Source organism: Stenotrophomonas sp. GD04054, assembly GCF_029836955.1.
Taxonomy (GTDB): domain Bacteria; phylum Pseudomonadota; class Gammaproteobacteria; order Xanthomonadales; family Xanthomonadaceae; genus Stenotrophomonas; species Stenotrophomonas maltophilia_A.
This window is the reverse complement of sequence record NZ_JAOECR010000040.1, coordinates 26,437-48,284: the sequence shown is the minus strand read 5'-3', so window position 1 is coordinate 48,284 and position 21,848 is coordinate 26,437. Positions and strand designations below refer to the sequence as shown.

Annotated in this window: 22 protein-coding genes; 2 read left to right on the top strand and 20 right to left on the bottom strand. The window is 66.8% G+C overall.

The annotated features are described in order from the left end of the window. Positions 1 to 29 precede the first annotated feature (29 nt). The 19 genes from N7573_RS16730 to moaA form a co-directional block, all read right to left on the bottom strand. Entirely contained in the window at positions 30 to 698 is a 669-nt protein-coding gene (locus N7573_RS16730; protein ID WP_279943226.1) for an ATP-binding cassette domain-containing protein, read from the bottom strand. Beyond that, positions 688 to 1,371 carry a molybdate ABC transporter permease subunit gene (gene modB / locus N7573_RS16725; RefSeq protein WP_279913943.1) on the bottom strand — a complete coding sequence of 228 codons (684 nt, stop codon included), beginning with the start codon at positions 1,369 to 1,371 and terminating at the stop codon, positions 688 to 690. Before modB ends, N7573_RS16730 begins: the two co-directional genes overlap by 11 nt. 3 nt (positions 1,372 to 1,374) lie before the next feature. Beyond that, entirely contained in the window at positions 1,375 to 2,118 is a 744-nt protein-coding gene (modA, locus tag N7573_RS16720) for a molybdate ABC transporter substrate-binding protein (protein WP_279913942.1), read from the bottom strand. A gap of 19 nt (positions 2,119 to 2,137) precedes the next feature. After that, positions 2,138 to 2,914 (bottom strand): helix-turn-helix domain-containing protein, encoded by a 777-nt coding sequence (locus N7573_RS16715; RefSeq protein WP_279913941.1) that lies wholly within the window; start codon positions 2,912 to 2,914, stop codon positions 2,138 to 2,140. Between the two features lie 11 nt (positions 2,915 to 2,925). Then, positions 2,926 to 4,140 carry a coproporphyrinogen III oxidase gene (locus N7573_RS16710; protein WP_279943225.1) on the bottom strand — a complete coding sequence of 405 codons (1,215 nt, stop codon included), beginning with the start codon at positions 4,138 to 4,140 and terminating at the stop codon, positions 2,926 to 2,928. 150 nt (positions 4,141 to 4,290) lie between these two features. Next, complete coding sequence (locus N7573_RS16705) at positions 4,291 to 5,622, bottom strand: NarK/NasA family nitrate transporter (protein WP_279943224.1); 1,332 nt, start codon at positions 5,620 to 5,622, stop codon at positions 4,291 to 4,293. A gap of 23 nt (positions 5,623 to 5,645) precedes the next feature. Continuing rightward, complete coding sequence (locus N7573_RS16700; protein WP_279912322.1) at positions 5,646 to 6,545, bottom strand: peptidylprolyl isomerase; 900 nt, start codon at positions 6,543 to 6,545, stop codon at positions 5,646 to 5,648. Positions 6,546 to 6,548: 3 nt separating this feature from the next. Next, the gene (gene narI / locus N7573_RS16695; protein ID WP_279912321.1) at positions 6,549 to 7,256 is read right to left on the bottom strand and encodes a respiratory nitrate reductase subunit gamma; all 708 of its coding nucleotides are present in this window, start codon (positions 7,254 to 7,256) and stop codon (positions 6,549 to 6,551) included. After that, positions 7,253 to 7,933 (bottom strand): nitrate reductase molybdenum cofactor assembly chaperone, encoded by a 681-nt coding sequence (gene narJ / locus N7573_RS16690; RefSeq protein ID WP_164117016.1) that lies wholly within the window; start codon positions 7,931 to 7,933, stop codon positions 7,253 to 7,255. Before narJ ends, narI begins: the two co-directional genes overlap by 4 nt. Further along, positions 7,933 to 9,477: a nitrate reductase subunit beta gene (gene narH, locus N7573_RS16685; RefSeq protein ID WP_110712538.1), complete on the bottom strand. Its 1,545-nt coding sequence runs from the start codon at positions 9,475 to 9,477 to the stop codon at positions 7,933 to 7,935. Before narH ends, narJ begins: the two co-directional genes overlap by 1 nt. Continuing rightward, positions 9,477 to 13,283, bottom strand: a complete 3,807-nt coding sequence (locus N7573_RS16680) for a nitrate reductase subunit alpha (protein ID WP_279912320.1) — start codon at positions 13,281 to 13,283, stop codon at positions 9,477 to 9,479. The genes narH and N7573_RS16680 overlap by 1 nt, the downstream gene beginning before the upstream one ends. Before the next feature lie 72 nt (positions 13,284 to 13,355). Beyond that, on the bottom strand, positions 13,356 to 14,774 hold the full coding sequence (locus tag N7573_RS16675) for a NarK family nitrate/nitrite MFS transporter (protein WP_088026206.1): 1,419 nt from the start codon (positions 14,772 to 14,774) through the stop codon (positions 13,356 to 13,358). A 145-nt stretch (positions 14,775 to 14,919) separates the two neighbouring features. Continuing rightward, positions 14,920 to 15,285 carry a hypothetical protein gene (locus N7573_RS16670; protein ID WP_279912319.1) on the bottom strand — a complete coding sequence of 122 codons (366 nt, stop codon included), beginning with the start codon at positions 15,283 to 15,285 and terminating at the stop codon, positions 14,920 to 14,922. Beyond that, on the bottom strand, positions 15,282 to 15,824 hold the full coding sequence (locus N7573_RS16665) for a molybdenum cofactor guanylyltransferase (RefSeq protein WP_049462751.1): 543 nt from the start codon (positions 15,822 to 15,824) through the stop codon (positions 15,282 to 15,284). Before N7573_RS16665 ends, N7573_RS16670 begins: the two co-directional genes overlap by 4 nt. 141 nt (positions 15,825 to 15,965) lie before the next feature. Then, positions 15,966 to 16,466, bottom strand: a complete 501-nt coding sequence (locus tag N7573_RS16660; protein WP_049401277.1) for a molybdenum cofactor biosynthesis protein MoaE — start codon at positions 16,464 to 16,466, stop codon at positions 15,966 to 15,968. A gap of 3 nt (positions 16,467 to 16,469) precedes the next feature. Next, positions 16,470 to 16,730: a MoaD/ThiS family protein gene (locus N7573_RS16655; protein WP_006371550.1), complete on the bottom strand. Its 261-nt coding sequence runs from the start codon at positions 16,728 to 16,730 to the stop codon at positions 16,470 to 16,472. Beyond that, positions 16,730 to 17,983: a gephyrin-like molybdotransferase Glp gene (glp, locus tag N7573_RS16650; protein WP_279912318.1), complete on the bottom strand. Its 1,254-nt coding sequence runs from the start codon at positions 17,981 to 17,983 to the stop codon at positions 16,730 to 16,732. The genes N7573_RS16655 and glp overlap by 1 nt, the downstream gene beginning before the upstream one ends. Further along, a complete protein-coding gene (gene moaCB, locus N7573_RS16645) occupies positions 17,983 to 18,978 on the bottom strand; it encodes a bifunctional molybdenum cofactor biosynthesis protein MoaC/MoaB (protein WP_279912317.1) in 996 nt (331 codons plus the stop codon). Before moaCB ends, glp begins: the two co-directional genes overlap by 1 nt. Before the next feature lie 8 nt (positions 18,979 to 18,986). Next, entirely contained in the window at positions 18,987 to 19,967 is a 981-nt protein-coding gene (moaA, locus tag N7573_RS16640; protein WP_279912315.1) for a GTP 3',8-cyclase MoaA, read from the bottom strand. Between the two features lie 194 nt (positions 19,968 to 20,161). Here moaA and N7573_RS16635 point away from each other — a divergent pair, with 194 nt between their 5' ends. Next, positions 20,162 to 20,566: a ribonucleotide reductase subunit alpha gene (locus N7573_RS16635; protein ID WP_125426583.1), complete on the top strand. Its 405-nt coding sequence runs from the start codon at positions 20,162 to 20,164 to the stop codon at positions 20,564 to 20,566. Here the strand turns inward: N7573_RS16635 and N7573_RS16630 are convergent. Beyond that, positions 20,560 to 20,889, bottom strand: a complete 330-nt coding sequence (locus N7573_RS16630; RefSeq protein WP_279912314.1) for a hypothetical protein — start codon at positions 20,887 to 20,889, stop codon at positions 20,560 to 20,562. The two genes, N7573_RS16635 and N7573_RS16630, sit on opposite strands and share 7 nt — an antisense overlap. 573 nt (positions 20,890 to 21,462) lie before the next feature. Between N7573_RS16630 and N7573_RS16625 the strand changes: the two genes are divergently transcribed. Continuing rightward, positions 21,463 to 21,837 carry a hypothetical protein gene (locus tag N7573_RS16625; RefSeq protein WP_277778471.1) on the top strand — a complete coding sequence of 125 codons (375 nt, stop codon included), beginning with the start codon at positions 21,463 to 21,465 and terminating at the stop codon, positions 21,835 to 21,837. Positions 21,838 to 21,848: the final 11 nt, after the last annotated feature.

The following is a 21,848-nucleotide window of genomic DNA, read 5'->3' as shown; positions in this document are numbered from 1 at the left end:
CCATCCATCACCCTTGCGTCCATCGCGGGTCAACCGCCGACGATACGACCATCCACCACGCGTGCTACCTGCTGGCCGAACATGGCCACATCCTGCGGGTCGTGGCTGATCAACAGCAACGGAATGCCAGTATTGTCCAGCACCGTCTCAAGCTCCTGGCGCAGGTGCTGGCGCAGGTCATGATCCAGCGCGGAGAACGGCTCATCCAGCAGCAGCGCCTGCGGCTGCGTCACCAATGCACGTGCCAAGGCGGTGCGCTGACGCTGGCCGCCGGATACCTGCGACGGCAGCAGATCACCGACCGCGTCGATGCGGAATGCGTGCAACCACTGCTCCACCGCATCGAAGCGCTGGCCAGCCCTCGGATTCAACCACCCCTTCTGCAGACCGAACGCCACGTTCTGGCGCACGCTCAGGTGTGGGAACAGCGCGTAATCCTGGAACACATAGCCCAGCCGACGACGCTGCGGTGGCAGGTCCACGCCCGCCGCCGCGTCAAACAAGGTCTGCCCCTGCAGGCGCACGTGGCCCTGGCCCGGCCTCAGCAACCCGGCCACTGCCTTCAGGGTCAGGCTCTTGCCCGCACCGGAGGGCCCGAACAGCACCACCTGCCGCTGCGTGCACTGCAACGCTACGTCCAGCACGAAATCCTGGCCGGCCGCCTGCAGTTGGCGCTGCACCTGCAGATCAAGCCACATCGCGCAGCTCCCGGCGACGCCCGCCCACCAGCCGTGCGGCCAGCAGCAGGATCACGATGCACACCACCGAGGTCAGGATCACCAGCGCGTTGGCCTTGCCGTCCTGACCGGCCTGCACCGCTTCGTAGATGGCGATCGACAGCGTCTGCGTGCGGCCCGGAATGCTGCCGGCCACCATCAGCGTGGCACCGAACTCGCCCATCGCGCGTGCAAATGCCAGCAGCAGGCCAGCGAGGATGCCGCGCCAGGCCAGCGGCAACGTGATGCGGAAGAACACTGCCGCTTCGGATACCCCGAGCGTGCGTGCGGCCTGCTCCAGCTGTCCGTCCACTTCCTCGAACGCCGCGCGCGCCGGTTTGAACACCAGCGGCAGCGAAGCCACCGCCGCAGCGATCACCGCCGCCTGCCAGGTGAACACCAGGTTGATGCCGAACCACGACTGCAGCCACGCACCGATCAGTCCGTTGCGGCCGATCAGCACCAGCAGGTAATACCCCAGCACAGTCGGCGGCAACACCATCGGCAGGGTCAGCAGCGAATCCAGCAGCTCACGGCCGGGAAATCGCCGCCGCGCCAGCAGCGCGCCCAGTGCCACGCCCAGCACCAGATTGATCGCGGTGGCCCAGCCGGCCACCTTCAGCGACAACCCGAGTGCGCTCCAGTCGAGATCCATGCCTCAGGGCTTGCCAAACCCGTGCCTGGCCAGGATCGCCTGGCCCTGCGCCGAACGCACGAAGGCGGCAAACCGCTTGGCCTCCGCCGGCTGCGCACTGGCCTTGGTCACCGCCAGCGGATAGGCGATGCGCCCCGCCACCGGCACCGCGAAGGCGCGGCGCACCCGGTCGGGCATCGCCTGCGCATCGGTGGCATAGACGAAGCCGGCATCCACTTCACCGCGCGCCACGTAATCCAGTGATTGGCGCACGTTCTGCGTGGTGATGATCCTGCCCTGCACCGACGGCCACAGGCCGGCTGCCTGCAGCGCGCCCTTGGCATAGCGGCCGACCGGCACGCTGTCCGGGTTGCCCAGTGCGATGCGCTGCACGCCGGCACCGGCCAGGTCCTTCAAGCTACGCGGCGCGGCCTTGGCCTGCGGCGGCACTACTACCCACAGCGCGTTCACCGCGAACACCTCGCGGGTGCCGGCCGCCAGCAGGTCCTGCTGCTGTGCCTGGTCCATCGTGGTTTCATCGGCCGACGCGAAGACGTCCACCGGTGCGCCACGGCTGATCTGCTGCAGCAGCACGCCAGAGGCGGCGAAGTTGAAATCGACCTTGGTTCCCGGGTGCGCCTTCTCATAGGCGGTGCCCAGCTCGCGGAAGCTCTCGGTCAGGCTCGATGCCGCCGACACCGTCAGGTCGGCCGCCCAGGCTGGCAGCGTGGCCAGCAGTCCCAGCAACAACAGTCCAGCGCGTTTCATCGTCGGCTCCCGGCCAGGTTCAGTTCGAATCGGATTCGTCGGCCACCGCCAGCGCCGCCAGGCGCTCGGGCTGCAGCAGCAGGATCTCGCGCTGCTTCACCGCGATGATCCCATCATCGCTCAGGCGACGCAGCACGCGGCTGGCGGTTTCCGGCGCCATCCGCAGGTAATTGGCGATCTCGGTGCGTGCCATCGTCAGGTTGAAGCGCGTGGCGGAAAAGCCGCGCCGCGCGTAACGCTCGGACATGTCCAGCAGGAACGCCGCCATGCGCTCTTCGGTACGGTGATTGGCGGCCAGCGTGGCGACCTTGCCGATCTCCGCGCTGAGCAGGCTGAACAGCTTGGCCTGCAGCCCCGGCATGCGCGTGGCCAGCAGGCTCAGCTTGGGGAACGAGATGCGGCACAGGTGCACGGTGTCCAGCGCAACCGCATTGCAGGGGAAGCGCGAACCGTGGATCGCATTTAGGCCGATCACTTCGCCGGGCAGGCTGAAGCCCAGCACCTGCTCGTTGCCCTGGCTGTCATCAACGAAGGTCTTGACCATGCCGGCGCGTACCGCGGCAATCGAATCGAACGATTCGCCGGCACGGAAAATGTAGTCACCCGCATGGAACGGACCGACGTGGTCGACCAGCACATGCAGGTCGCCCAGCGCGGTCTTGTCATAGCCCTGCGACATGCAGGCATCGGAAAACGCACAGGTGCTGCAGAAGTGCAGCGCGTCGCCATCATCGGCGGCAGCGGGGTTCGGCGTGGCCCGGCCGAGACGGCCCTGGGAAGGCGGATTCGAAGACATCGAGGCAGGACTCAAGCGATTGCGGCCGCCGGCCGGAAGCATGCGGCCATCATACGCCACAGCAACCGCCCTTCTTCGGCCAGCCGCAGCACGCGTGCATCCCACTGCGCCCAGCCGCGCGCCAGCAGCGGCGACAGCGCCGGCAGCTGTTCGGCGAAGCATTCCTCGAACGGTTCATCATTGCGCCACTCGAAGGCCGCGGCATCGAGCGCATGGTCGCAGGCGATGCTCTGTGCCACCTCGGCCGCCAACCGCTCGTCCTCGGACAGGATCAACCCGGCAGACACGCCCATGTGACCGGACTGCAATCGCGCCCGCCATTCGCCCAGCTCGTCCTCCAGCCGGTAGAACACTTCGCCGATCTGGCTGCAGGCGGACAGGCCAAGCCCGATGAAATCACTACGGTCACGCCGTGGCACACCCGCCAGGTCACAGTGGCGCTGGCCATCGCCGGGCCCGTGTGGATTGGGCAGGTCACCACGCTGGTAGTGGTCGCCGCCGATGGGCTCGTAGCCGGCCGCGCGCAGCAGGCGCCAGGCCTGCAGCCAGTGGGTGGCTGCAGGGTGCCGAGGCAGCGCACAGGGTGCCGGCAGCAGAATGCGCTCGGGCGCCTCGGCCAGCACCTCATGCAGGCGTTCGATGAAACCGGTGTCCTCACTGGCGGGCACGCGCAGCTGGTAGTAGCGCGCGGTGAAGCCGACCTGCCGCGCCTGTGCCAGCAGGGTCGGCCCCGGCGCATCGGTACGGTCGATCACGTTCAGGCGGGTACAGCCGACCGCACGCAGCTGCGCCGGTGACAGCACACTGCCGGCGTCCAGCCGCACTTCCACTTGCGGGCGCGCTACCGTGCGCAGGTGCTGCGGCACGGCGTCCAGCAGCTGGCCCAGCTGGGGTGGCGGCAAGGTCTCGGCCAAGCCCAGCTGCAGCACCATCGCCACCACTTCGCGGTCCTCGGCCAGGGCATCGGCCTGCAGCTGCAGGGCCAGCAGCAAGGTGTCCAGATAGGCCTGCGGCGGCACATCGCGCCCGCCACGACCGGCCTGGAAGCCGAGCGTCAAGCCACGCGGGATCAGGTGCTCGTTGCTGGCGCGCACGGCGGCGCGCCAGCCGCTTTCGCCAAAGCCGGTGCTGAACTGGTCAGCCGCCGGAAACAGCACATGCCGGGGCTGCCGCAGCAATGCCGCCTGCAGCGCAGTGTCCTCACTCTCATCAACGTGGAAGCTCATGGCACACATCTTCGGGCGTTCCTCTTCGTGTGGCCCTGATTGAAATCAAGCGTGGCGCATCGGTGGGTTCATGCCGGCCAGCGGCCGGCACTACCAGGCGCCGCGTGGCTCACCGCATTGGTAGTGCCGGCCGCTGGCCGGCAACCCCGTTCACCTGCCGCGCACCCGCTCGGCGGCGGCCGCATCGATGGCTTCGGGCAGGTCGGTCTCGCGGTCGATCTGCGGGAAGTGACGGCGTTCCATGCGACGGATCGCAAAGTGCATCCAGACCAATGCCGCCGCCACCAGCACGAACAGCAGCATGAAGCAGCTGCTCCAGATGCCCAGCGCATCGTTCAGTGCGCCAAACACGATCGGCAGGATGAAGCCACCCAACCCACCGATCATGCCGACCACACCGCCCACCGCACCCACGTGCTGCGGGTAGTACACCGGAATGTGCTTGTAGACCGCGGCCTTGCCCAGCGACATGAAGAAGCCCAGCACGAACACCAGCACGGTGAACATCACCACGCCGATGGCCAGATGGAAGTGGATCGGGCCGTGGATCCCCTTCACCACGTACTCGGTATCCGGATAGGCCAGCAGGAAGGTGCAGATGGCCGACACACCGAAGGTCCAGTACATCACCCGGCGCGCTCCCATCCGGTCCGACATCCAGCCACCGACCACGCGGAACAGGCTGGCCGGGATCGAATAGCACGCCGCCAGCATGCCGGCGTGGCCCACGTCCATGCCGTAAGCGCCCACCAGGTAGTGCGGCAGCCACAGCGCCAGCGCCACGAAGCCACCGAACACGAAGAAGTAGTACAGCGAGAACCGCCACACCTGCAGGTTCTTCAGCGGCGCCATCTGCTCGGCGAACGGCACCGGCTTCACGCCCTCGCGGCGGCGCTGTTCCAACGACGGGTCTTCCTTGCTGAAGAGGAAGAACAGCACCGCCGTGACCGCCAGCGCGACCGCCCATACCTTGGCGACCATGGTCCAGCCGGCGGCCACCATCACCAGCGGCGCCAGCAGCTTGGTCACCGCCGAGCCGATGTTGCCGGCACCGAAGATGCCCAGCGCGGTGCCCTGCTTGCTGGCCGGGAACCACTTGGAGACGTACGCCACGCCCACCGAGAAGTTGCCACCGGCGATGCCCACGCACAGCGCGGCGATCAGGAACTGGGTGTAGGTCTGCGCGTAGGTCAGCATCCAGGTAGCCACAGCGCCACACAGCATCACCAGCACCATCACCTTGCGGCCACCGAACTGGTCGGACCAGATGCCGAGGAAGACCCGGCTGACCGAACCGGTCAGCACCGGCGTGGCGATCAAAAGGCCGAACTGGGTGTCATTCAATCCGAGCTGTTGACTGATCTGGATGCCGATGATCGAAAAGATCATCCACACCGCGAAGCACACGGTGAAGGCAAACGTGCTCAGCCACAGCGCACGTTGCTGCTGCCCGGCACTGGCGGGGGCAAGGGCCTGGTTCATGGGGTCTCCTCGTTCAATGGGGGTCAGCCGATATCCGCTTCGGCTTCGATCTCGTCCAGCCCGCGCACGGGGTAGCGTTCCTGCAGCTGCAGCAGGTAGGCCTGCACCTCGCGCTGGCGTACCTGCAGCTCCAGGTAATCACGCAGCTGCGGCAGCACCGCCGCGAACGGCTGTGGCTGCCCTTCCTCGCGGGCATCGACGCAGACCACGTGGTAGCCCCAGCGCGATTCCACCGGGAAACCGGCCAGGCCCTCGCGCAGGCGGAACACCTGGCGGTCGAACTCCGGCGTGGTCTGCCCACGCTGCAACCAGCCCAGGTCGCCGCCCTCGCTGCTGGACGGGCAGCGCGAATGGCGCAGGGCGAAATCGGCGAACAGGTGCGGCGACTCCTTCAGCAGTCCGACCAGCCGCTCGCCTTCGGTGCGTGCGGCGAAGCGCCCGGCCACGTCGTCGGCCGGCGCAGCCAGCAGGATATGGCGCAGGCGCACGCGATCGGGCGAGCGGAAGCGCTCCGGGTTCTGCTCGAAGTAGCGGCGGCAGTCCTCATCGGTCGGCACACGGTCTTCGATCGCGTCTTCCAGCAGTTGCTGGATCAGCACTTCCTCGTCGCTGACCCGGTTGCCCTCCGGTGCCTGCAGGCCCAGCCGCTGCGCTTCCAGCCGCAGCAGCTCGCGCACCACCAGGGCACGTGCCGCCTCGGCACGTGACTGTTCCGGGCGCATCGCACGATGGTGCTGCATCTCGCGGGCGATGTCGGCCTCGCTGATCGCGGTCTCGTCCACGAACAGCCGGCATGGTGCCGGCTGCCCGAGCGAGCGCGGCCCCCGCTCTGCCGCGTCGTGGTGATGCGAATGCGCCTCGGCAGGCACCGGTGCGGCGGAGTCGATCACGGTGATCGGCAGGAATTTCGGCAGGCTGCCCATGGTCTACTCCCGCGGACCGTAGCGCAGCGTGGCCTGGCGGCGGCGCACCACCTGGTAGGGCCGCCACAGATAGCTGATCGGAATGCTCCACACGTGCACCAGGCGGGTGAACGGCGCGATCAGGAACAGGGTCAGGCCCAGGAAGATGTGCATCTTGTAGACCCAGCTGACGCCCTCGATGTAGTAGGCGGCACCGGCACGGAAGGTCACGATGTGCTGCGCCCATTCGGCCAGCTGCACCATCACCCCACCGTCCAGGTGGCCGGACGAGATGCGGATGCTGTACAGGCCCAGGCACAGCTGCGCGAACAGCAGCACCAGCACCAGTGTGTCACCGAAGCTGCCGGTGGCCCGTACCCGCGCGTTGAACAGGCGGCGTACCAGCAGGATGCTGATGCCGATGAAGCACAGCGCGCCGAACACACCACCGACCACCATCGCCAGCATCTGCTTCTGCGACGAGGTGATGAAGTGCTCGTACACCGCGTGCGGGGTCAGCAGGCCGACCAGGTGGCCGCCGAGGATGGCCAGGATGCCGATGTGGAAGCAGTTGCTGCCGATCCGCATGCCCTTGTCCGACAGCATCTGGCTGGAGCCGGTGCGCCAGGTGTACATGGCCTTGTCGTAGCGGGCCCAGCTGCCGATCAGCAGCACCGCCACGGCGATGTACGGGTAGTACTGGAAGGCGAATTGATGCAGGGAGTAACTCATGGCTGGACCTCTCGATGCGAAGGACGGGCCGGCGAACGCACGGGCGGCTTGCAGTCTTCGGCAGGGGCTTCGGCGCCGAAGCGCACCGCCTCCTCCTCCCACAAGCGGTCCATGGCCTCGGCGGTATCGTCGCGGACTTCTTCGCTGGCACGCTGGCGCAGCGCCTGCAGATCGGCCTTGCCGTCGCCGGCTTCGACCAGGATCTCGAACAGCACCCGGTGCGGCAGCTCACGCTCGGCGGCACGCGCCGCCAGCATCCCGGCGATATGGCCGATGTGGTGCAGCCACTCGCGGGCCTCGCTGCCGGGGCGATGGGCCAGGAACTCCAGCAGCAGCGGCAGGTAGTCTGGCAGCTCGCGTGCATCCAGTTCGAAGCCGTTGCGGCGGTAGGTTTCGACCAGATCGACCATGGCCTGGCCACGGTCGCGCGACTCGCCATGGATGTGTTCGAACAGCAGCAGGCTCATCGAGCGGCCGCGGTCGAAACTGGCCAGCCATGCGGCCTGTGCGTCCAGCGCATCGGTGTCCAGCAGCTGCTGCACGAAGCTGCGCAGCTGCTGGCGGCGGGCGGCGCTCAGCGCCGGGGCGTCGCAGGCGGCGAGCAGTTCCTCGCCGTGCTGCCACAGTTCCTCACGTGGGTAATCCAGCAACACCCCGACCAGCTTGAGCACGCTCATCACACCACCTCCTTGCGGCGGTGGTTCGGACCCTTGTCCACCACGAAGGTGGTGCTCTTGCGCTGGCCGAACAGATCGGCCGGGCTGTCACCGTTGCAGCCGTTGCCGAAGGTGAAACCGCAGCCGCCGCGCTCGCCGAAGGCATCGTTGGCATACTCGCGGTGGCCGGTCGGAATCACGAAACGGTCCTCGTAGTTGGCGATGGCCAGGTAGCGATACATCTCTTCCACCTGGGCGATGCTCAGTCCGGTCTGTTCCAGCACGGCGGTGTCTTCCACGCCGTCCACGTTCTTGGCCCGGCGCCAGGCACGCATCGCCATCAGCCGCTCCAGCGCGCGTACCACCGGCGCCTCGTCACCGGCCGTCAGCAGGTTGGCCAGGTAGCGCATCGGGATGCGCAGCGAGGCCACGTCCGGCAGCTCGCCGCTCATGCCCACCCGGCCACGCTCGGCGGCGGACTGGATCGGCGACAGCGGTGGCACGTACCAGACCATCGGCAGCGTGCGGTACTCCGGGTGCAGCGGCAGCGCCAGCTTCCAGTCGATCGCCAGCTTGTACACCGGCGACTGCCTGGCCGCATCCAGCCAGCTGTCCGGGATGCCCTCCTTGCGCGCGGCGGCGATCACCGCCGGGTCGTTCGGGTCCAGGAAGATGTCCAGGTGGGCCTGGTACAGGTCCTTCTCGGCGGCCACCGAAGCGGCCTCGGCGATGCGGTCGGCGTCGTACAGCATCACGCCCAGGTAGCGGATGCGGCCCACGCAGGTCTCCGAGCACACGGTCGGCTCGCCCATCTCGATGCGCGGGTAGCAGAAGATGCACTTCTCCGACTTGCCGCTCTTCCAGTTGTAGTAGATCTTCTTGTACGGGCAGGCCGACACGCACATGCGCCAACCGCGGCACTTGTCCTGGTCGATCAGCACGATGCCGTCTTCCTCGCGCTTGTAGATCGCGCCCGACGGGCAGGCCGACACGCACGCCGGGTTCAGGCAGTGCTCGCACAGGCGCGGCAGGTACATCATGAAGGTCTTCTCGAAGGCGCCGTAGATCTCCTTCTGCACCTGGTCGAAGTTGTAGTCGCGCGAGCGCTTGCTGAACTCCGAACCCAGGATCTCCTCCCAGTTCGGGCCCCACTCGATCTTCTGCATGCGCTCGCCACTGATCAGCGAGCGCGGCCGCGCGGTGGGCTGGTGCTGGCTGTCCTTGGCGGTGTGCAGGTTCTGGTAGTCGAAATCGAACGGCTCGTAGTAGTCGTCGATCTGCGGCAGGTCCGGGTTGGCGAAGATCTTGGCCAGCATCCGCCAGCGGCCACCGGCACGCGGCACCAGCTTGCCGGCGCGGGTACGCACCCAGCCGCCGTTCCACTTGTCCTGGTTCTCCCATTCCTTGGGGTAGCCGATGCCCGGCTTGGTTTCCACGTTGTTGAACCAGGCGTACTCGACGCCCTCGCGCGAGGTCCAGACGTTCTTGCAGGTGATCGAGCAGGTATGGCAGCCGATGCACTTGTCCAGGTTCAGCACCATCGCGATCTGTGCACGGACCTTCATCACACCACCTCCTTGCTGGCCGATGCCGAAGCACCAGCGGGCTGCTCATCGGTCGCTCCTGCGCGTCCTGCGCCCGCGACACTCGAACTTCCTTGTTCATCGTCCAACCAATCGATCTTGTCCATCTTGCGCACGATCACGAACTCGTCGCGGTTGGTGCCGCAGGTGCCGTAGTAGTTGAAGCCGTACGCCAGCTGCGCGTAGCCGCCGATCATGTGGGTGGGCTTGAGCACGATGCGGGTCACCGAGTTGTGGATGCCGCCGCGGGTCCCGGAAATCTCCGAGCCCGGCACGTTGATGATGCGTTCCTGGGCGTGGTACATCATCGCCATGCCCGGCATCACGCGCTGGCTGACCACCGCACGCGCGGCAATCGCACCGTTGACGTTGAACAGCTCGATCCAGTCGTTGTCGACGATGCCGGCGCTGCGCGCGTCGTCCTCGCTGATCCACACGATCGGGCCACCGCGCGACAGCGTCTGCATGATCAGGTTGTCGCTGTAGGTGCTGTGGATGCCCCACTTCTGGTGCGGGGTGATCCAGTTCAGCACGATCTCCTTGTTGCCGTTCGGGCGCTGGTTCAGCAGCGGCTCCACCGTGCGCGTATTGACCGGCGGCCGGTAGCCCATGAAGGCCTCGCCGAAGTCGATCATCCACTCATGGTCCTGGTAGAACTGCTGGCGACCGGTCACCGTGCGCCACGGAATCAGCTCGTGCACGTTGGTATAGCCGGCGTTGTAGCTGACGTTGTCGTCTTCCAGGCCCGACCAGATCGGCGAGGAGATGATCTTGCGCGGCTGCGCCTGGATGTCACGGAAGCGGATCGCCTCGTGCTCCTTGCCCACCGCCAGATGAGTGTGCTCGCGACCAGTGAAGGTGCCCAGCGATTCCCAGGCCTTCACCGCCACATGGCCGTTGGTCTCCGGTGCCAGGTGCAGGATCACCTCGGCCGCGTCGATCGCGGTCGAGATCGCCGGACGGCCCTGGCTCACGCCCGCGTCGTGCACGGTGTGGTTGAGTTTGCCGAGGAATTCGACCTCGTGCTTCGTGTCCCAGCTCATGCCCTTGCCGCCGTTGCCCAGCTTGTCCAGCAGCGGGCCCAGCGAGGTGAACTTGCGGTACAGGTTCGGGTAGTCGCGCTCCACCACCGTCATCGACGGCATGGTCTGGCCCGGGATGGCCTCGCACTCGCCCTTCTTCCAGTCGGCCACGCCGAACGGCATGCCCAGCTCGTTGGGGGTGTCATGCAGGGTCGGCACCAGCACCAGGTCCTTCTCCACGCCCAGCACGCCCGGCGCCATCTCGCTCACGGTGCGGGCAACCTCCTTGAAGATCTCCCAGTCGCTGCGCGATTCCCAGGCCGGATCCACCGCCTTCGACAGCGGGTGGATGAACGGGTGCATGTCCGAGGTGTTGAGGTCGTCCTTCTCGTACCAGGTCGCGGTCGGCAGCACGATGTCCGAGTACAGCGCGGTGGTGCACATGCGGAAGTCGAGTGTGACCAGCAGGTCCAGCTTGCCCTCCGGTGCCTCGTCACGCCACGTCACTTCCTCCGGCTTGATCGCGCCCATCTCGCCCAGGTCCTTGCCCTGCAGGCCATGACGCGTGCCGAGCAGGTGCCGCAGCATGTACTCGTGGCCCTTGCCCGACGAACCCAACAGGTTCGAGCGCCAGATGAACATCATGCGCGGGTGATTCTGCTGCGCGTCCGGATCGGCGAAGGCGAAGTCCAGCGAGCCGTCCTTGAACTTGCCCAGCGCGTAGTCGGCCGGGGCAACACCCGCCGCTTCGGCCTCGCGTACCAGCTGCAGCGGGTTGCGGTCCAGCTGCGGCGCACAGGGCAGCCAGCCCATGCGCACCGCGCGCAGGTTCAGGTCGGCCAGGCTGCCGCTGTACTTGCTCGCATCCGCCAGCGGCGAAAGCAGCTCATCCACCTGCAGCTTCTCGTAGCGCCATTGCCCGGTGTTGAAGTAGAAGAACGAGGTGCCGTTCATGTGACGCGGTGGCCGGCTCCAGTCCAGGCCGAAGGCCAGCGGCTGCCAGCCGGTCTGCGGGCGCAGCTTTTCCTGGCCCACGTAATGCGCCCAGCCGCCACCGGTCTGGCCCACGCAACCGCACATGATCAGCATGTTGATCAGGCCGCGGTAGTTCATATCGTTGTGGAACCAATGGTTCATGCCGGCGCCGACGATGATCATCGAACGGCCATGGGTCTTGTCGGCGGTACGCGCGAACTCGCGGGCGATCTCGATCACCTCACCACGCGACACGCCGGTGATGCGCTCCTGCCAGGCCGGCGTGCCCGGCACCATGTCGTCGAAACTCGATGCCACGTTGCCGCCGCCAAAGCCACGGTCCACGCCGTACTGGGCCAGCAGCAGGTCGTAGACCGTGGCCACCAGGGTTTCGCCACCCTCGGCCAGGGCCAGGCGACGCACCGGGATGTTGCGCTCAAGTACGTCGTCGGCCGGCGCCGCGGTCCAGCCATCGGTCTCGATGCCACCGAAGTACGGGAAGCTCACCGCTTCGATGCCCTCATGGCCATCGGCCAGGCTCAGGCGCAGGCGTGTATCGGCGCCCTTGCTTTCCTTCTCCTCGATGTTCCACTTGCCCTTCTCGCCCCAGCGGAAGCCGATCGAGCCGTTGGGCACCACGATCTGGCCACTGTTCTCGTCGTAGGCCAAGGTCTTCCAGTCCGGGTTGTTGGCTTCACCCAGCCCGCCCAGCTCACTGGCACGCAGGAAGCGGCCCGCCACCAGGCGGCCATCGTCGCGACGCTCCAGGCGCACCAGCATCGGCATGTCCGAGTACTGGCGGCAGTAGTCCTGGAAATACTGCGAGGGCGAATCCACATGAAACTCGCGCAGGATCACATGACCGAAGGCAAAGGCCAGTGCCGCGTCGGTGCCCTGCTTGGGGTGCAGCCAGTGGTCGGTCAGCTTGGCCAGCTCGGAATAGTCCGGGCAGATCGCCACCGTCTTGGTGCCGTTGTAGCGCGCCTCGGTGAAGAAGTGCGCATCGGGCGTACGCGTCTGCGGCACGTTCGAGCCCCAGGCGATGATGTAGCGGCTGTTGTACCAGTCGGCCGATTCGGGCACGTCGGTCTGCTCGCCCCAGATCTGCGGCGAGGCCGGCGGAAGGTCGCAGTACCAGTCATAGAAGGACAGGCAGGCGCCGCCCAGCAGCGACAGGTAACGCGCGCCGGCGGCGTAGGACACCATCGACATCGCCGGAATCGGCGAGAACCCGACCACGCGGTCCGGGCCGTACTGCTTCACCGTATACAGGTTGGAGGCGGCGATGATCTCGTTGGCCTCTTCCCACTGCAGGCGCACGAAGCCGCCCATGCCGCGGCGGGTCTTGTACGAACGCGCCTTCTCCTTGTCCTCCACGATGCTGGCCCAGGCATCGACCGGGGCCTTGCTCTTCCGTGCTTCGCGCCACAGGCGCAGCAGCGTGCCGCGGATCAGCGGATACTTCAGCCGGTTGGCGCTGTACAGGTACCAGGAATAGCTGGCGCCACGCGGGCAGCCACGCGGTTCGTGGTTGGGCAGGTCCGGGCGCGTACGCGGGTAGTCGGTCTGCTGGGTTTCCCAGGTGACCAGGCCGTTCTTGACGTAGATCTTCCAGCTGCACGAACCCGTGCAGTTAACGCCGTGGGTGGAACGCACGATCTTGTCGTACTGCCAGCGGGCGCGGTAGCTGTTTTCCCAGTCACGGCCTTCGCTCTTGGCGAATCCGTGGCCATCGGCAAAGGTCTGGGGGTCACGCTTGAAGAACTGCAAGCGATCGAGGAAATAACTCATCGGGGGTCTCCCTTTGCGGACATCGGCATCGTGGCTGTGTGTGTCATCTGGCTGCGGTGCGTTTTCATGTCGTCAGCAGGGTGTCTCGGCACCGCGCCGGTAGTACCACCACCAGGTCACGGCCAGGCAGGTGACGTAGAAAACAACGAATCCGTACAGCGCCATGTCGGGGCTGCCGGTCAAGGTGATGGACGAGCCGTAGCTCTTGGGAATGAAGAAACCGCCATAGGCACCGATCGCACCGGAGAAACCGACCACCGCGGCCGACTCGATGCTGGCCTGGTGCGCGGCGGTAGCCTTGCCCTCGGCGTTGTCGTTGGCCGACCAGCGCTCATGCAGGGTGCGGAAGATCACCGGGATCATGCGGAACGTAGTGCCGTTGCCGATGCCACTGAGCACGAACAGCGCCATGAAGCTGAGCAGGAAGCCATGGAAGTTGCCGCCCTGGCCGTGGCTGGGCAGGAAGTGCAGCACGCCGAACACGGCCGCGATCATCAGCGCGAACACCCAGAAGGTCAGGCGTGCGCCGCCCCAGCGGTCGGCCATGCTGCCACCCACCGAGCGCATCAATGCGCCCAGCAGCGGGCCGATGAAGGCGTAGGCGAGCGGGTTCACGTCCGGGAACTGGCTCTTCACCAGCATCGGGAAGCCGGCCGAGAAACCGATGTAGGAACCGAAGGTGCCGATGTACAACCAGCACATCAGCCAGTTGTGCTTGCGGCGGAAGATCACCGCCTGCTCGGAGAACGACGAGCGGGCGCTGGTCAGGTCGTTCATGCCGAACCAGGCCGCAATGGCGCACAGCGCGATGGCCGGCACCCAGATGAAGCCGGCGTTCTGCAGGAACAACGGCGCCCCGCCCTCCACCGTGGGCTGCGGTGCACCACCCAGCGCACCGAACACGCCCACGGTGATGACCAGCGGGATCACCGCCTGCGCCACCGACACGCCCACATTGCCCAGGCCGGCGTTCAGGCCCAGCGCCAGGCCCTGCTTCTGCTTGGGGTAGAAGAAGGAGATGTTGGACATCGACGAGGAGAAGTTCGCACCACCGAAGCCGCACAGGATCGCGATGGCCACGAACACCCCGTACGGCGTGGCCGGGTCCTGCACCGCAAAGCCGAGCCAGAGCGTCGGCGCCAGCAGCGAGGCCGTGGACAGCGCGGTCCAGCGGCGGCCGCCGAAGATCGGGATCACGAACGAATAGAAGATGCGCAGCGTGGCGCCGGACAGGCTGGGCAGCGCCACCAGCCAGAACAGCTGGTCGGTGCTGAAGTTGAAACCGATCTTCGGCAGGCTGATCGACACCGCCGAGAACAGCACCCAGACCGAGAAGGCCAGCAGCAGCGAGGGGATCGAGATGACCAGGTTGCGGGTGGCGACCCGCTTGCCGGTGCGCTCCCAGTAGCCGGGATCTTCCGGCGTCCAGTCGCTGATGACGCGACCCGGACGGGCAGTGCTGCGGACAACAGGATCGCTACCGACGGTCATACATGGCTCCAAGGCTGTGGAATGACGTGGGTACTGCGTTTCAAGTTGTGACCCGTCGTCATGCAGCCATTAGGCCGCGCAGCAACAACGACGGGGTTGATCTGGATCAATCAGGGGCCGGTTTCCGCCGTGCCCCTGACAAATGTCAAACCGGTGAAGTGGTGTTGCGGCGGGTCACCCCGCGCTGGCGCACGCTGTCGCGCACGTCCACATCGAACTGCAGCTGAAGCTGGCTGCCGTCTTCCAGGGCAATGTCGAACGGCAGGCCATCCCGGCACGGCAACCGCGCCGCCAAGGCCTCGACTGCCGGGCGCGGCATTACCAGGCGGCAGAAGGTGCCGCCATCGAGCAACACCGGTTGATCACCGCCATGCAGCGACACCGCCATGCCCCAGCCCTCGATGCCGCCAAAGCGGGTCATGTTCTCGACCGATTCACCGGCCAGCAGGCGCGCCAGTTCGGCCTCGTCCAGCCGAAGCCGTACTGATTGATCCTGCAACTGCACTTTCATGACGCAACATCCTCCCATTGTTCGGGGGTATTGCAGTTGACCAGGCAGGCTTCGTCAACGCTTTCCAGCAGCAGCGCGTGCATCTGCAGGCGGCGCTGGAAGGCCTGTACCGAGCGCGGCCCGTCCGCATCATCCAGCATCGCGGCCAGCACGCTACGAGTGGCATTGTCCACATTCAACCGCATGGGAAAGGGATGCCCGTCAAAGATCGTGCATGCGCCCTGCCCCTCGGCAGCCAGCCGTTGCAGCAGCCGTGGCGCCAGCAACGGCGTATCCACCGCTACCACCCAGGCCGGGCTGTCGGGCATCTGCTGCATCACGCTGTGCAGTCCACCCAGGGGGCCGCAGCGCGCTACCTGATCGGGGATGCCGCCGAAGGCCGGATAGTCACCGCTCACCCAGACCCGACCGGCGCCAGCCTGCAGCAGCAGGCCACGCATGTGTTCCAGCAGGGTGCGCCCCTTCCACGGCAGCAGCGCCTTGTCGCGCCCCATCCGGCTGGACAGGCCACCGGCCAGCACGATGCCGTTGATGCTCATCGCAGTAGTGCCACGCCATGCGTGGCTGCGTCGGCCGGATTCATCGGGAAGGCCGCATCCACGCATGGCGTGGATCTACTGAACCCCACGGCCATCCAGACATTCGGTGGTAGAGCCACGCCATGCGTGGCTGCAGCGGACTCAATGGTGGTGGTCGTGCGCATGGTCATGGGCGTGTGCGGGTTCGCTGTCCGCGTGGCACAGGCTGCAACCCTCGCTCCACTCGCTGTCGCCGTCCTCGTAATGCTCCTGCTTCCAGATCGGGCACTGGTGCTTCACCACCTCGATCAACTGCCGGCAGGCCCGGAATGCCTCGTCTCGGTGCGGGCTGCCCGCAGCCACCACCACCGCCACATCGCCAATGCCCAACCGGCCCTTGGCATGGGCCACATACAGCTTCAGCTTCGGACCGAACGTCGCCTCGACCTCGGCGGCCAAGCGCTTGAACTCGTTCAGCACCAGCGGCTCGAACAGGTCATAGGTAATCCCGTTCACCGGCCGGCCGATGTTGACGTCGCGCACCTTGCCGATGAACACATCGATGCCACCGAAACCCGGATCGGACACCGCAGCGATGCCCTCGGCCGGATCGATCGACGCCTGCGCGCGATCCACCACCTTGGCGATGATCTTCTCGCTCATCGCTCAGCCCCCGCTTACCGGCGGCAGGATCGCCACCCGACCATCGTCGGGCAGCGCTTCATGGTCGCGCAGCACACGTTGCTGGTCGGCGAACGCCGAGTAGTCCAGCAGGCCCGCGCGGAAGCCCGGCCAACGCGCAGGCAGCAGCTCGCGCAGCGCTTGGCGCAGGTCGGCCACGGTGCCACCGGCCACCTCCACCGCGATCTCGCGGCTGGCATCCAGATCCGAAAACGCACCGAACAACTGCAGATTCACCTGTTTCATCATGACTCCTGGCTCGCCAGCTGCACCGGGTCATGGTGACCCCAGCCCTGTACCTGCACCGGCGTACCAGCGATGGCCAGGTCTCCCTCGGCCTCCAGCACCACCCAGGCGTTGGCCTGCAGCATGGACATCAAACGGAACGACTCCTGCCCGGACAGCACGCGCGCACTCAGACGCCCCTGACCGTCCACTTCCACCCGCGCACGCGCGTGGAAGCGCAGGCCCGGCGGCTTGCGCACGTCGGCCTGCAGCGGCAGCTGCAACACGGTTTCCGGTGCCAGCCCCAGCAGGCGGCGCAGCACCGGCTCCACGAAGAAGCGCTGGCCCACGGCGGCCGACACCGGGTTGCCGGGCAGACCGAAATACAGCGCGCCATTGGGCAGCACCGCAAACAGCAGCGGCTTGCCCGGGCGGATCGCCACCTTGTGGAACACGATGCGCGCACCACGGCCGCGCAGCGCATCGGGAACGAAATCGTAGCGGCCGGCCGACACCGCGCCGGTACTGATCAGCAGCTGCGCGCCGGCAGCCAGCGCTTCATCCAGCACCGCATTGAACGCGGCCACGTCATCACCCACCGTGCCCTGCCAGACCACCTCGGCACCGGCGGCCTGCAGGCGGCCCACCAGATACGGCCGGTTGCTGTCACGAATCTGGCCGGACTCCAGCGTCTGCGCCGCCTCGGTCACCAGCTCCTTGCCGGTGGCGATCACCGCCGCCTTCGGCCGTGCCACCACCGCCACCTGGCCCACGCCGATGGCATGCAGCAGGGTGCGTGCATTGATATCCAGCACCTGCCCGGCCTGCAGCACACGCTCGCCGTCGCTCACATCCTGGCCGCGCAGGCGTACGTTCTGGCCCGGCTTCACCGTGCTCTTCAGAGCAATGCGGGTCGGGCGGCCGTCCTCGCTGGTAAGGATCTCCACGTTCTCGACGGGCACCACCGTATCCAGCCCAACCGGCATGCGCGCGCCGGTCATGATTTCCCAGGCACCCTCGCCGCCCTCGGCACCGGCATCGCCGGCCGCCTGCCAGCCCTGCACCGCGAATTCGGTACCGGCTTCGAACGTCGCGCCGTTGGCGCGCAGCGCGAAACCGTCCATCGCAGAATTGTCGAACGGCGGCAACGACTGCCCACTGATGATGTCACTGGCCAGAGTGCGGCCGCCGGCCTCATGCAGCGGCAGGCGCTCGGCCGGCAGCCGCGTGGCCGCATCCAGCAGGTGCTGCAGGGCTTCGCTATAGGCAATCATCAGTGGCCACCACCGTCGACCATCGCCAGGGCGTGGCCAAGTACCGGCGCCAGAATATCGAGGCACTGCGCCGCCGCCTTCGGGCTGCCTGGCAATGCGAACACCAGCATGTTGCCCAGCTGCACCACCTCGGCGCGGCTCAGCCAGGCCATCGGCGTGTGCTGTGCGCTCAGTGCCCGCACCATCTGCGCCAGGCCATGCACCGGCCGCGCGTTCAAGGAACGCAGCGCCTCCGGGGTCAGGTCACGCGGGCCCAGCCCCGTACCGCCGGTACACAGGCACAGGCGCACACCCTCGGCCACCAGCGCCTGCAGGCGGCCCGCCAATGGCTCGATGCCATCCGGCAATACCTCGGCGGCCACAACCTCGCCGCCCAGCTTTTTCAGGCCGCTCACCAGGGTCGGGCCAGACACATCTTCATAGGTGCCCTCGCTGGCGCGATCGCTCAGCGTGATCACCGCGCAGGCCGCGCCCTCCAGGCCCTTCGGCGCACGCGGCTTGAAGCGCGCGCGCTCGGCATCGTCCATGCCATCCGGGTGCAGCCACACGCCGCGCTTGCCACCTTCCTTGAACAGCAGGCGGATGCCTTCAATGCGCAGGGCCGGTTCCACCGGCTTGCTCAGGTCGTACAGGGTCAGCAGCGCCGCGTTGACGCCGGCCAGTGCCTCCATCTCCACGCCGGTGCGCGCCTCGCTGGCGCACTCGCACCACACGCGGATCGCCTGCCGTTCCGGCACCGCCGCGCAGAACACCTGCACCAGCTCCAGCGGCAGCGGGTGGCACAGCGGCATCAGCATCGAGGCCATCTTGGCACCCTGCAGGCCGGCAATCTCGGCCATCACCAGCGCATCGCCCTTGGGCAGGCGGCGCTCGACGATCAGCGGATAGGCCACCGGACCGGCATGCAGCTCGCCCACCGCCACCGCACGGCGGCGGGTGATGCGCTTGTCGCGGACATCGGCCATATGGAAGGCCGCATTCAATTCCCCACTCATCGTGTTGCTCATCCTCCGATGGAGGCCAGGTGCGGGGTCAGCCCGGTCTGGCCCTGGTGCAGTCCATGCCCGGCCGCTTTCAGGCCAAGCTGTGTGGTGATGCGTGCCAGCAGCGCGTCGTGGTCATCGTCGCTCTGCAGCAGCGGGCGCAGCGGCACGCCGAACTCGCCGAACAGGCACAGCCGAAGATCACCCTTGGCGGTCACCCGCAGGCGGTTGCAGCCCTTGCAGAAGTCACGCGAATACGGGGCGATGATGCCGATGCTGCCGCGATGGTCGGGGTGGCCGAACTCGCGCGCCGGGCCGGCATCGGCCGCACGCGGACGCTCGTGCCAGCCAGCGGCCAGCAGATGTTCGATCACCACGTCGGCGCGCAGGTGGTGGCACTGGAAATAGGCTTCGTTGTCGCCGGTGCGCATCAGTTCGATGAAGCGCACGCTGAAAGGACGGTCACGCAGGTAGTCCATCCACTGCGGCAGCTCGTCGTCGTTCAGGCCACGCAGCAGTACCGCGTTGAGCTTGATGGCCGGCAGGCCCAGCGCCTGTGCCAGGGCCAGGCCCTGTTCGATCTCCGGCAGGCGGTCGTGCCCGGTGATGGTCCTGAAGCGTTCGCGCTGCAGGCTGTCCATGCTCACGTTCAGCGCAGTCAGGCCGGCGCGGTGCCAGCCCGGCAGGCGCCGCGGCAACAGCGTGCCATTGGTGGTGATGGCCACCTTGCGGATGCCCGGCACTGCCGCCACGGTGGCGATGATCTCGTCCAGGTCCTTGCGCAGGCTGGGCTCGCCACCGGTCAGACGGATCTTGCTCATGCCCAGCGCGGCAAACGCACGCACCAGGCGCGAGATTTCATCCACCTGCAGGAAGCGTGGGCGGCCATCGGCCTGGTAACCGTCGGGCAGGCAGTAGCTGCAACGGAAGTTGCAGGCTTCGGTCAACGACAGGCGCAGGTACGGAAAGCTGCGTCCGAAACCGTCGGTGAGTTGGCTCATGGCTGGTCCACCTTGTTGCTCCACCGTCTTGCCTGTGCCCGGAACGGCCCGGAAACCCTCGTCTGCTGGAACGATTGCCAGAGTACGCGGCAGTCAGTTCCATGGGCATGACTTAAATCAATCGTCTTCGGCCCTGCACGGCAGGCGTTGTGGCAGCATGCGGCTTTCCGTGCAGCGGGCGTGTGACAACCCTCATGATGATGAACGATTTCCAGCAGCTGCTACACGCCGCAGGCCAGCAGGCTGAACCGCAACGTTTGCTGTTCGTATTCGTGCGCGCCGAGCTGCCCGAATCGCCCACCGACGACCAGCGCGACCGGCATGACCGCCGCGAGGGCGGCACCCTGTCGCCGGTGCTGTGCGTGGACAAGCTGCCGGCCGAGGTGCCCAGCTTCCAGGCGCTGGCTACGGAATCGACTACCACCGGCATCGACTGGGACCTGGTGTTCGTGGCGGCGCTGGACGGCCGCGCCGGTTTCGCGCCCAACAGCGATGAGGCCGCGCGCCCGCTGCAGCTGATGGTCAACGCCATCCATGACGGTCAGATCGGCCGCTTCGCCGCCTTCGACCGGGGCGGCGAGCCTGTTCAGTTCTATTGAGCCACCAGCTGCAGGGTCAGGAAGAAGATCACCAGCACGGTGTTCAGGCCCCAGGCCACGGTCAGCCCGCGCGCGGCCACGCCCAGGTTGGGGTTGTGCGCGGTGGGCGCCGCCCGCCAGACCGCCGGGATGATCCAGCCCGTATAGAGCAGCAGCACGGCAAACACTCCCAGCAGCAGCGGGGTGCGCTGGTTGGCCAGCGCCCAGAGGGCCACGGCCCACAGAATGTTGCTGGGAATGATGCCCTGCAGCCAGAACACACTCCAGAGGCGCGAACGGCCTTGGGTGGCGGGGGTTGGGTGCAGCGAAGCGGTCGCGGTCATAAGTCTCCTTCTGGTTAGGAAACGTGCTGAACAAGCCTGCGCTTGGTGGCTGGGAACGTCAACCCGAGTCGCACGTCACGCTTTGGCGCCGGTGGGGCCCCGCCAGGCTCGACTCAGGCTCCCTCCCGCAGAGCCTGTCGCCATCGCCCCTCCCCACCCGCTTCCTTTCCTCGCCCAACCTCGACACCTGTCGCAGATTGCACGGTGCGGGCGGATCACCACGCCAGCCAGCGCTGGCGGTGCTTAACAGCGTGGGAGAATGCCGAAAGCGTCTCCAATCTAGCGATGTTTGCAACTCTTCTGATTGGCATTGCACAGCGCCAGGGGCTCAGATGGCGTGCCACCGGAAAAGGGTGGCCGGGCTTCGAACACCCGAGTTGATGTTGATGTATGCGCTTGCCAGCCGGCGTCACCTTAGCGTGGCGCCGGCTGGCAATCCGTCTGCCGGCTATGGCGGGCGGTGCGTGGGGGCTTCCGGGCCCGCCGGACTGACATCAACCCGGTGTTCGAACCACGTACCGCCCGCCACTTTTATGGGTGGCGGCTACCGATTGCCCTGCACGGAGCATTGCCATGAACGAGTCGGACTTCCCGCATCTGCACGCCTATCGCAGCACAGCCCACGAGGACGGTCCGCCACAGGCTGCGCCCGCAGTGGACAGGAACACCTTCATTGCCAACCTCAACCGCATCGGCTCCGGTGCAGCGGCCGACGGACAGCCCTGGCCGGAGCGGCATCAGCTGCCCGGGCGCTGCCTGGCCCTGGCCGATGCCGATTGCGCGTTGAGTGGATTGCGGGTGGTGCTGGAAATGATGCTGGCGGCCGAACGCACCCGACAGAACGGCGAACCGGAAGAGTACGTGGGAGACCGGGTGATGGAGGGGTTGGTCATGGCCTGCCAGTCGTTGTGCGCGCAGGCGATGGGGCGGTTGCAGATTGATCCGTAATGGCAGCGGAC

Bases quoted from the DNA above. Each gene is read 5' to 3' on its own strand.
- modB (WP_279913943.1), bottom strand. From the start codon at position 1,371: ATGGATCTCGACTGGAGCGCACTCGGGTTGTCGCTGAAGGTGGCCGGC.
- N7573_RS16680 (WP_279912320.1), bottom strand. From the start codon at position 13,283: ATGAGTTATTTCCTCGATCGCTTGCAGTTCTTCAAGCGTGACCCCCAG.
- N7573_RS16705 (WP_279943224.1), bottom strand. From the start codon at position 5,622: ATGAACCAGGCCCTTGCCCCCGCCAGTGCCGGGCAGCAGCAACGTGCG.
- N7573_RS16670 (WP_279912319.1), bottom strand. From the start codon at position 15,285: ATGAAAGTGCAGTTGCAGGATCAATCAGTACGGCTTCGGCTGGACGAG.
- N7573_RS16625 (WP_277778471.1), top strand. From the start codon at position 21,463: ATGAACGAGTCGGACTTCCCGCATCTGCACGCCTATCGCAGCACAGCC.
- N7573_RS16660 (WP_049401277.1), bottom strand. From the start codon at position 16,466: ATGAGCGAGAAGATCATCGCCAAGGTGGTGGATCGCGCGCAGGCGTCG.
- N7573_RS16730 (WP_279943226.1), bottom strand. From the start codon at position 698: ATGTGGCTTGATCTGCAGGTGCAGCGCCAACTGCAGGCGGCCGGCCAG.
- narJ (WP_164117016.1), bottom strand. From the start codon at position 7,933: ATGAGCGTGCTCAAGCTGGTCGGGGTGTTGCTGGATTACCCACGTGAG.
- moaCB (WP_279912317.1), bottom strand. From the start codon at position 18,978: ATGAGTGGGGAATTGAATGCGGCCTTCCATATGGCCGATGTCCGCGAC.
- narI (WP_279912321.1), bottom strand. From the start codon at position 7,256: ATGAGTTACTCCCTGCATCAATTCGCCTTCCAGTACTACCCGTACATC.
- N7573_RS16630 (WP_279912314.1), bottom strand. From the start codon at position 20,889: ATGACCGCGACCGCTTCGCTGCACCCAACCCCCGCCACCCAAGGCCGT.
- N7573_RS16715 (WP_279913941.1), bottom strand. From the start codon at position 2,914: ATGTCTTCGAATCCGCCTTCCCAGGGCCGTCTCGGCCGGGCCACGCCG.
- N7573_RS16700 (WP_279912322.1), bottom strand. From the start codon at position 6,545: ATGGGCAGCCTGCCGAAATTCCTGCCGATCACCGTGATCGACTCCGCC.
- N7573_RS16665 (WP_049462751.1), bottom strand. From the start codon at position 15,824: ATGAGCATCAACGGCATCGTGCTGGCCGGTGGCCTGTCCAGCCGGATG.
- N7573_RS16635 (WP_125426583.1), top strand. From the start codon at position 20,162: ATGATGATGAACGATTTCCAGCAGCTGCTACACGCCGCAGGCCAGCAG.
- glp (WP_279912318.1), bottom strand. From the start codon at position 17,983: ATGATTGCCTATAGCGAAGCCCTGCAGCACCTGCTGGATGCGGCCACG.
- modA (WP_279913942.1), bottom strand. From the start codon at position 2,118: ATGAAACGCGCTGGACTGTTGTTGCTGGGACTGCTGGCCACGCTGCCA.
- N7573_RS16675 (WP_088026206.1), bottom strand. From the start codon at position 14,774: ATGACCGTCGGTAGCGATCCTGTTGTCCGCAGCACTGCCCGTCCGGGT.
- N7573_RS16655 (WP_006371550.1), bottom strand. From the start codon at position 16,730: ATGAAACAGGTGAATCTGCAGTTGTTCGGTGCGTTTTCGGATCTGGAT.
- moaA (WP_279912315.1), bottom strand. From the start codon at position 19,967: ATGAGCCAACTCACCGACGGTTTCGGACGCAGCTTTCCGTACCTGCGC.
- N7573_RS16710 (WP_279943225.1), bottom strand. From the start codon at position 4,140: ATGAGCTTCCACGTTGATGAGAGTGAGGACACTGCGCTGCAGGCGGCA.
- narH (WP_110712538.1), bottom strand. From the start codon at position 9,477: ATGAAGGTCCGTGCACAGATCGCGATGGTGCTGAACCTGGACAAGTGC.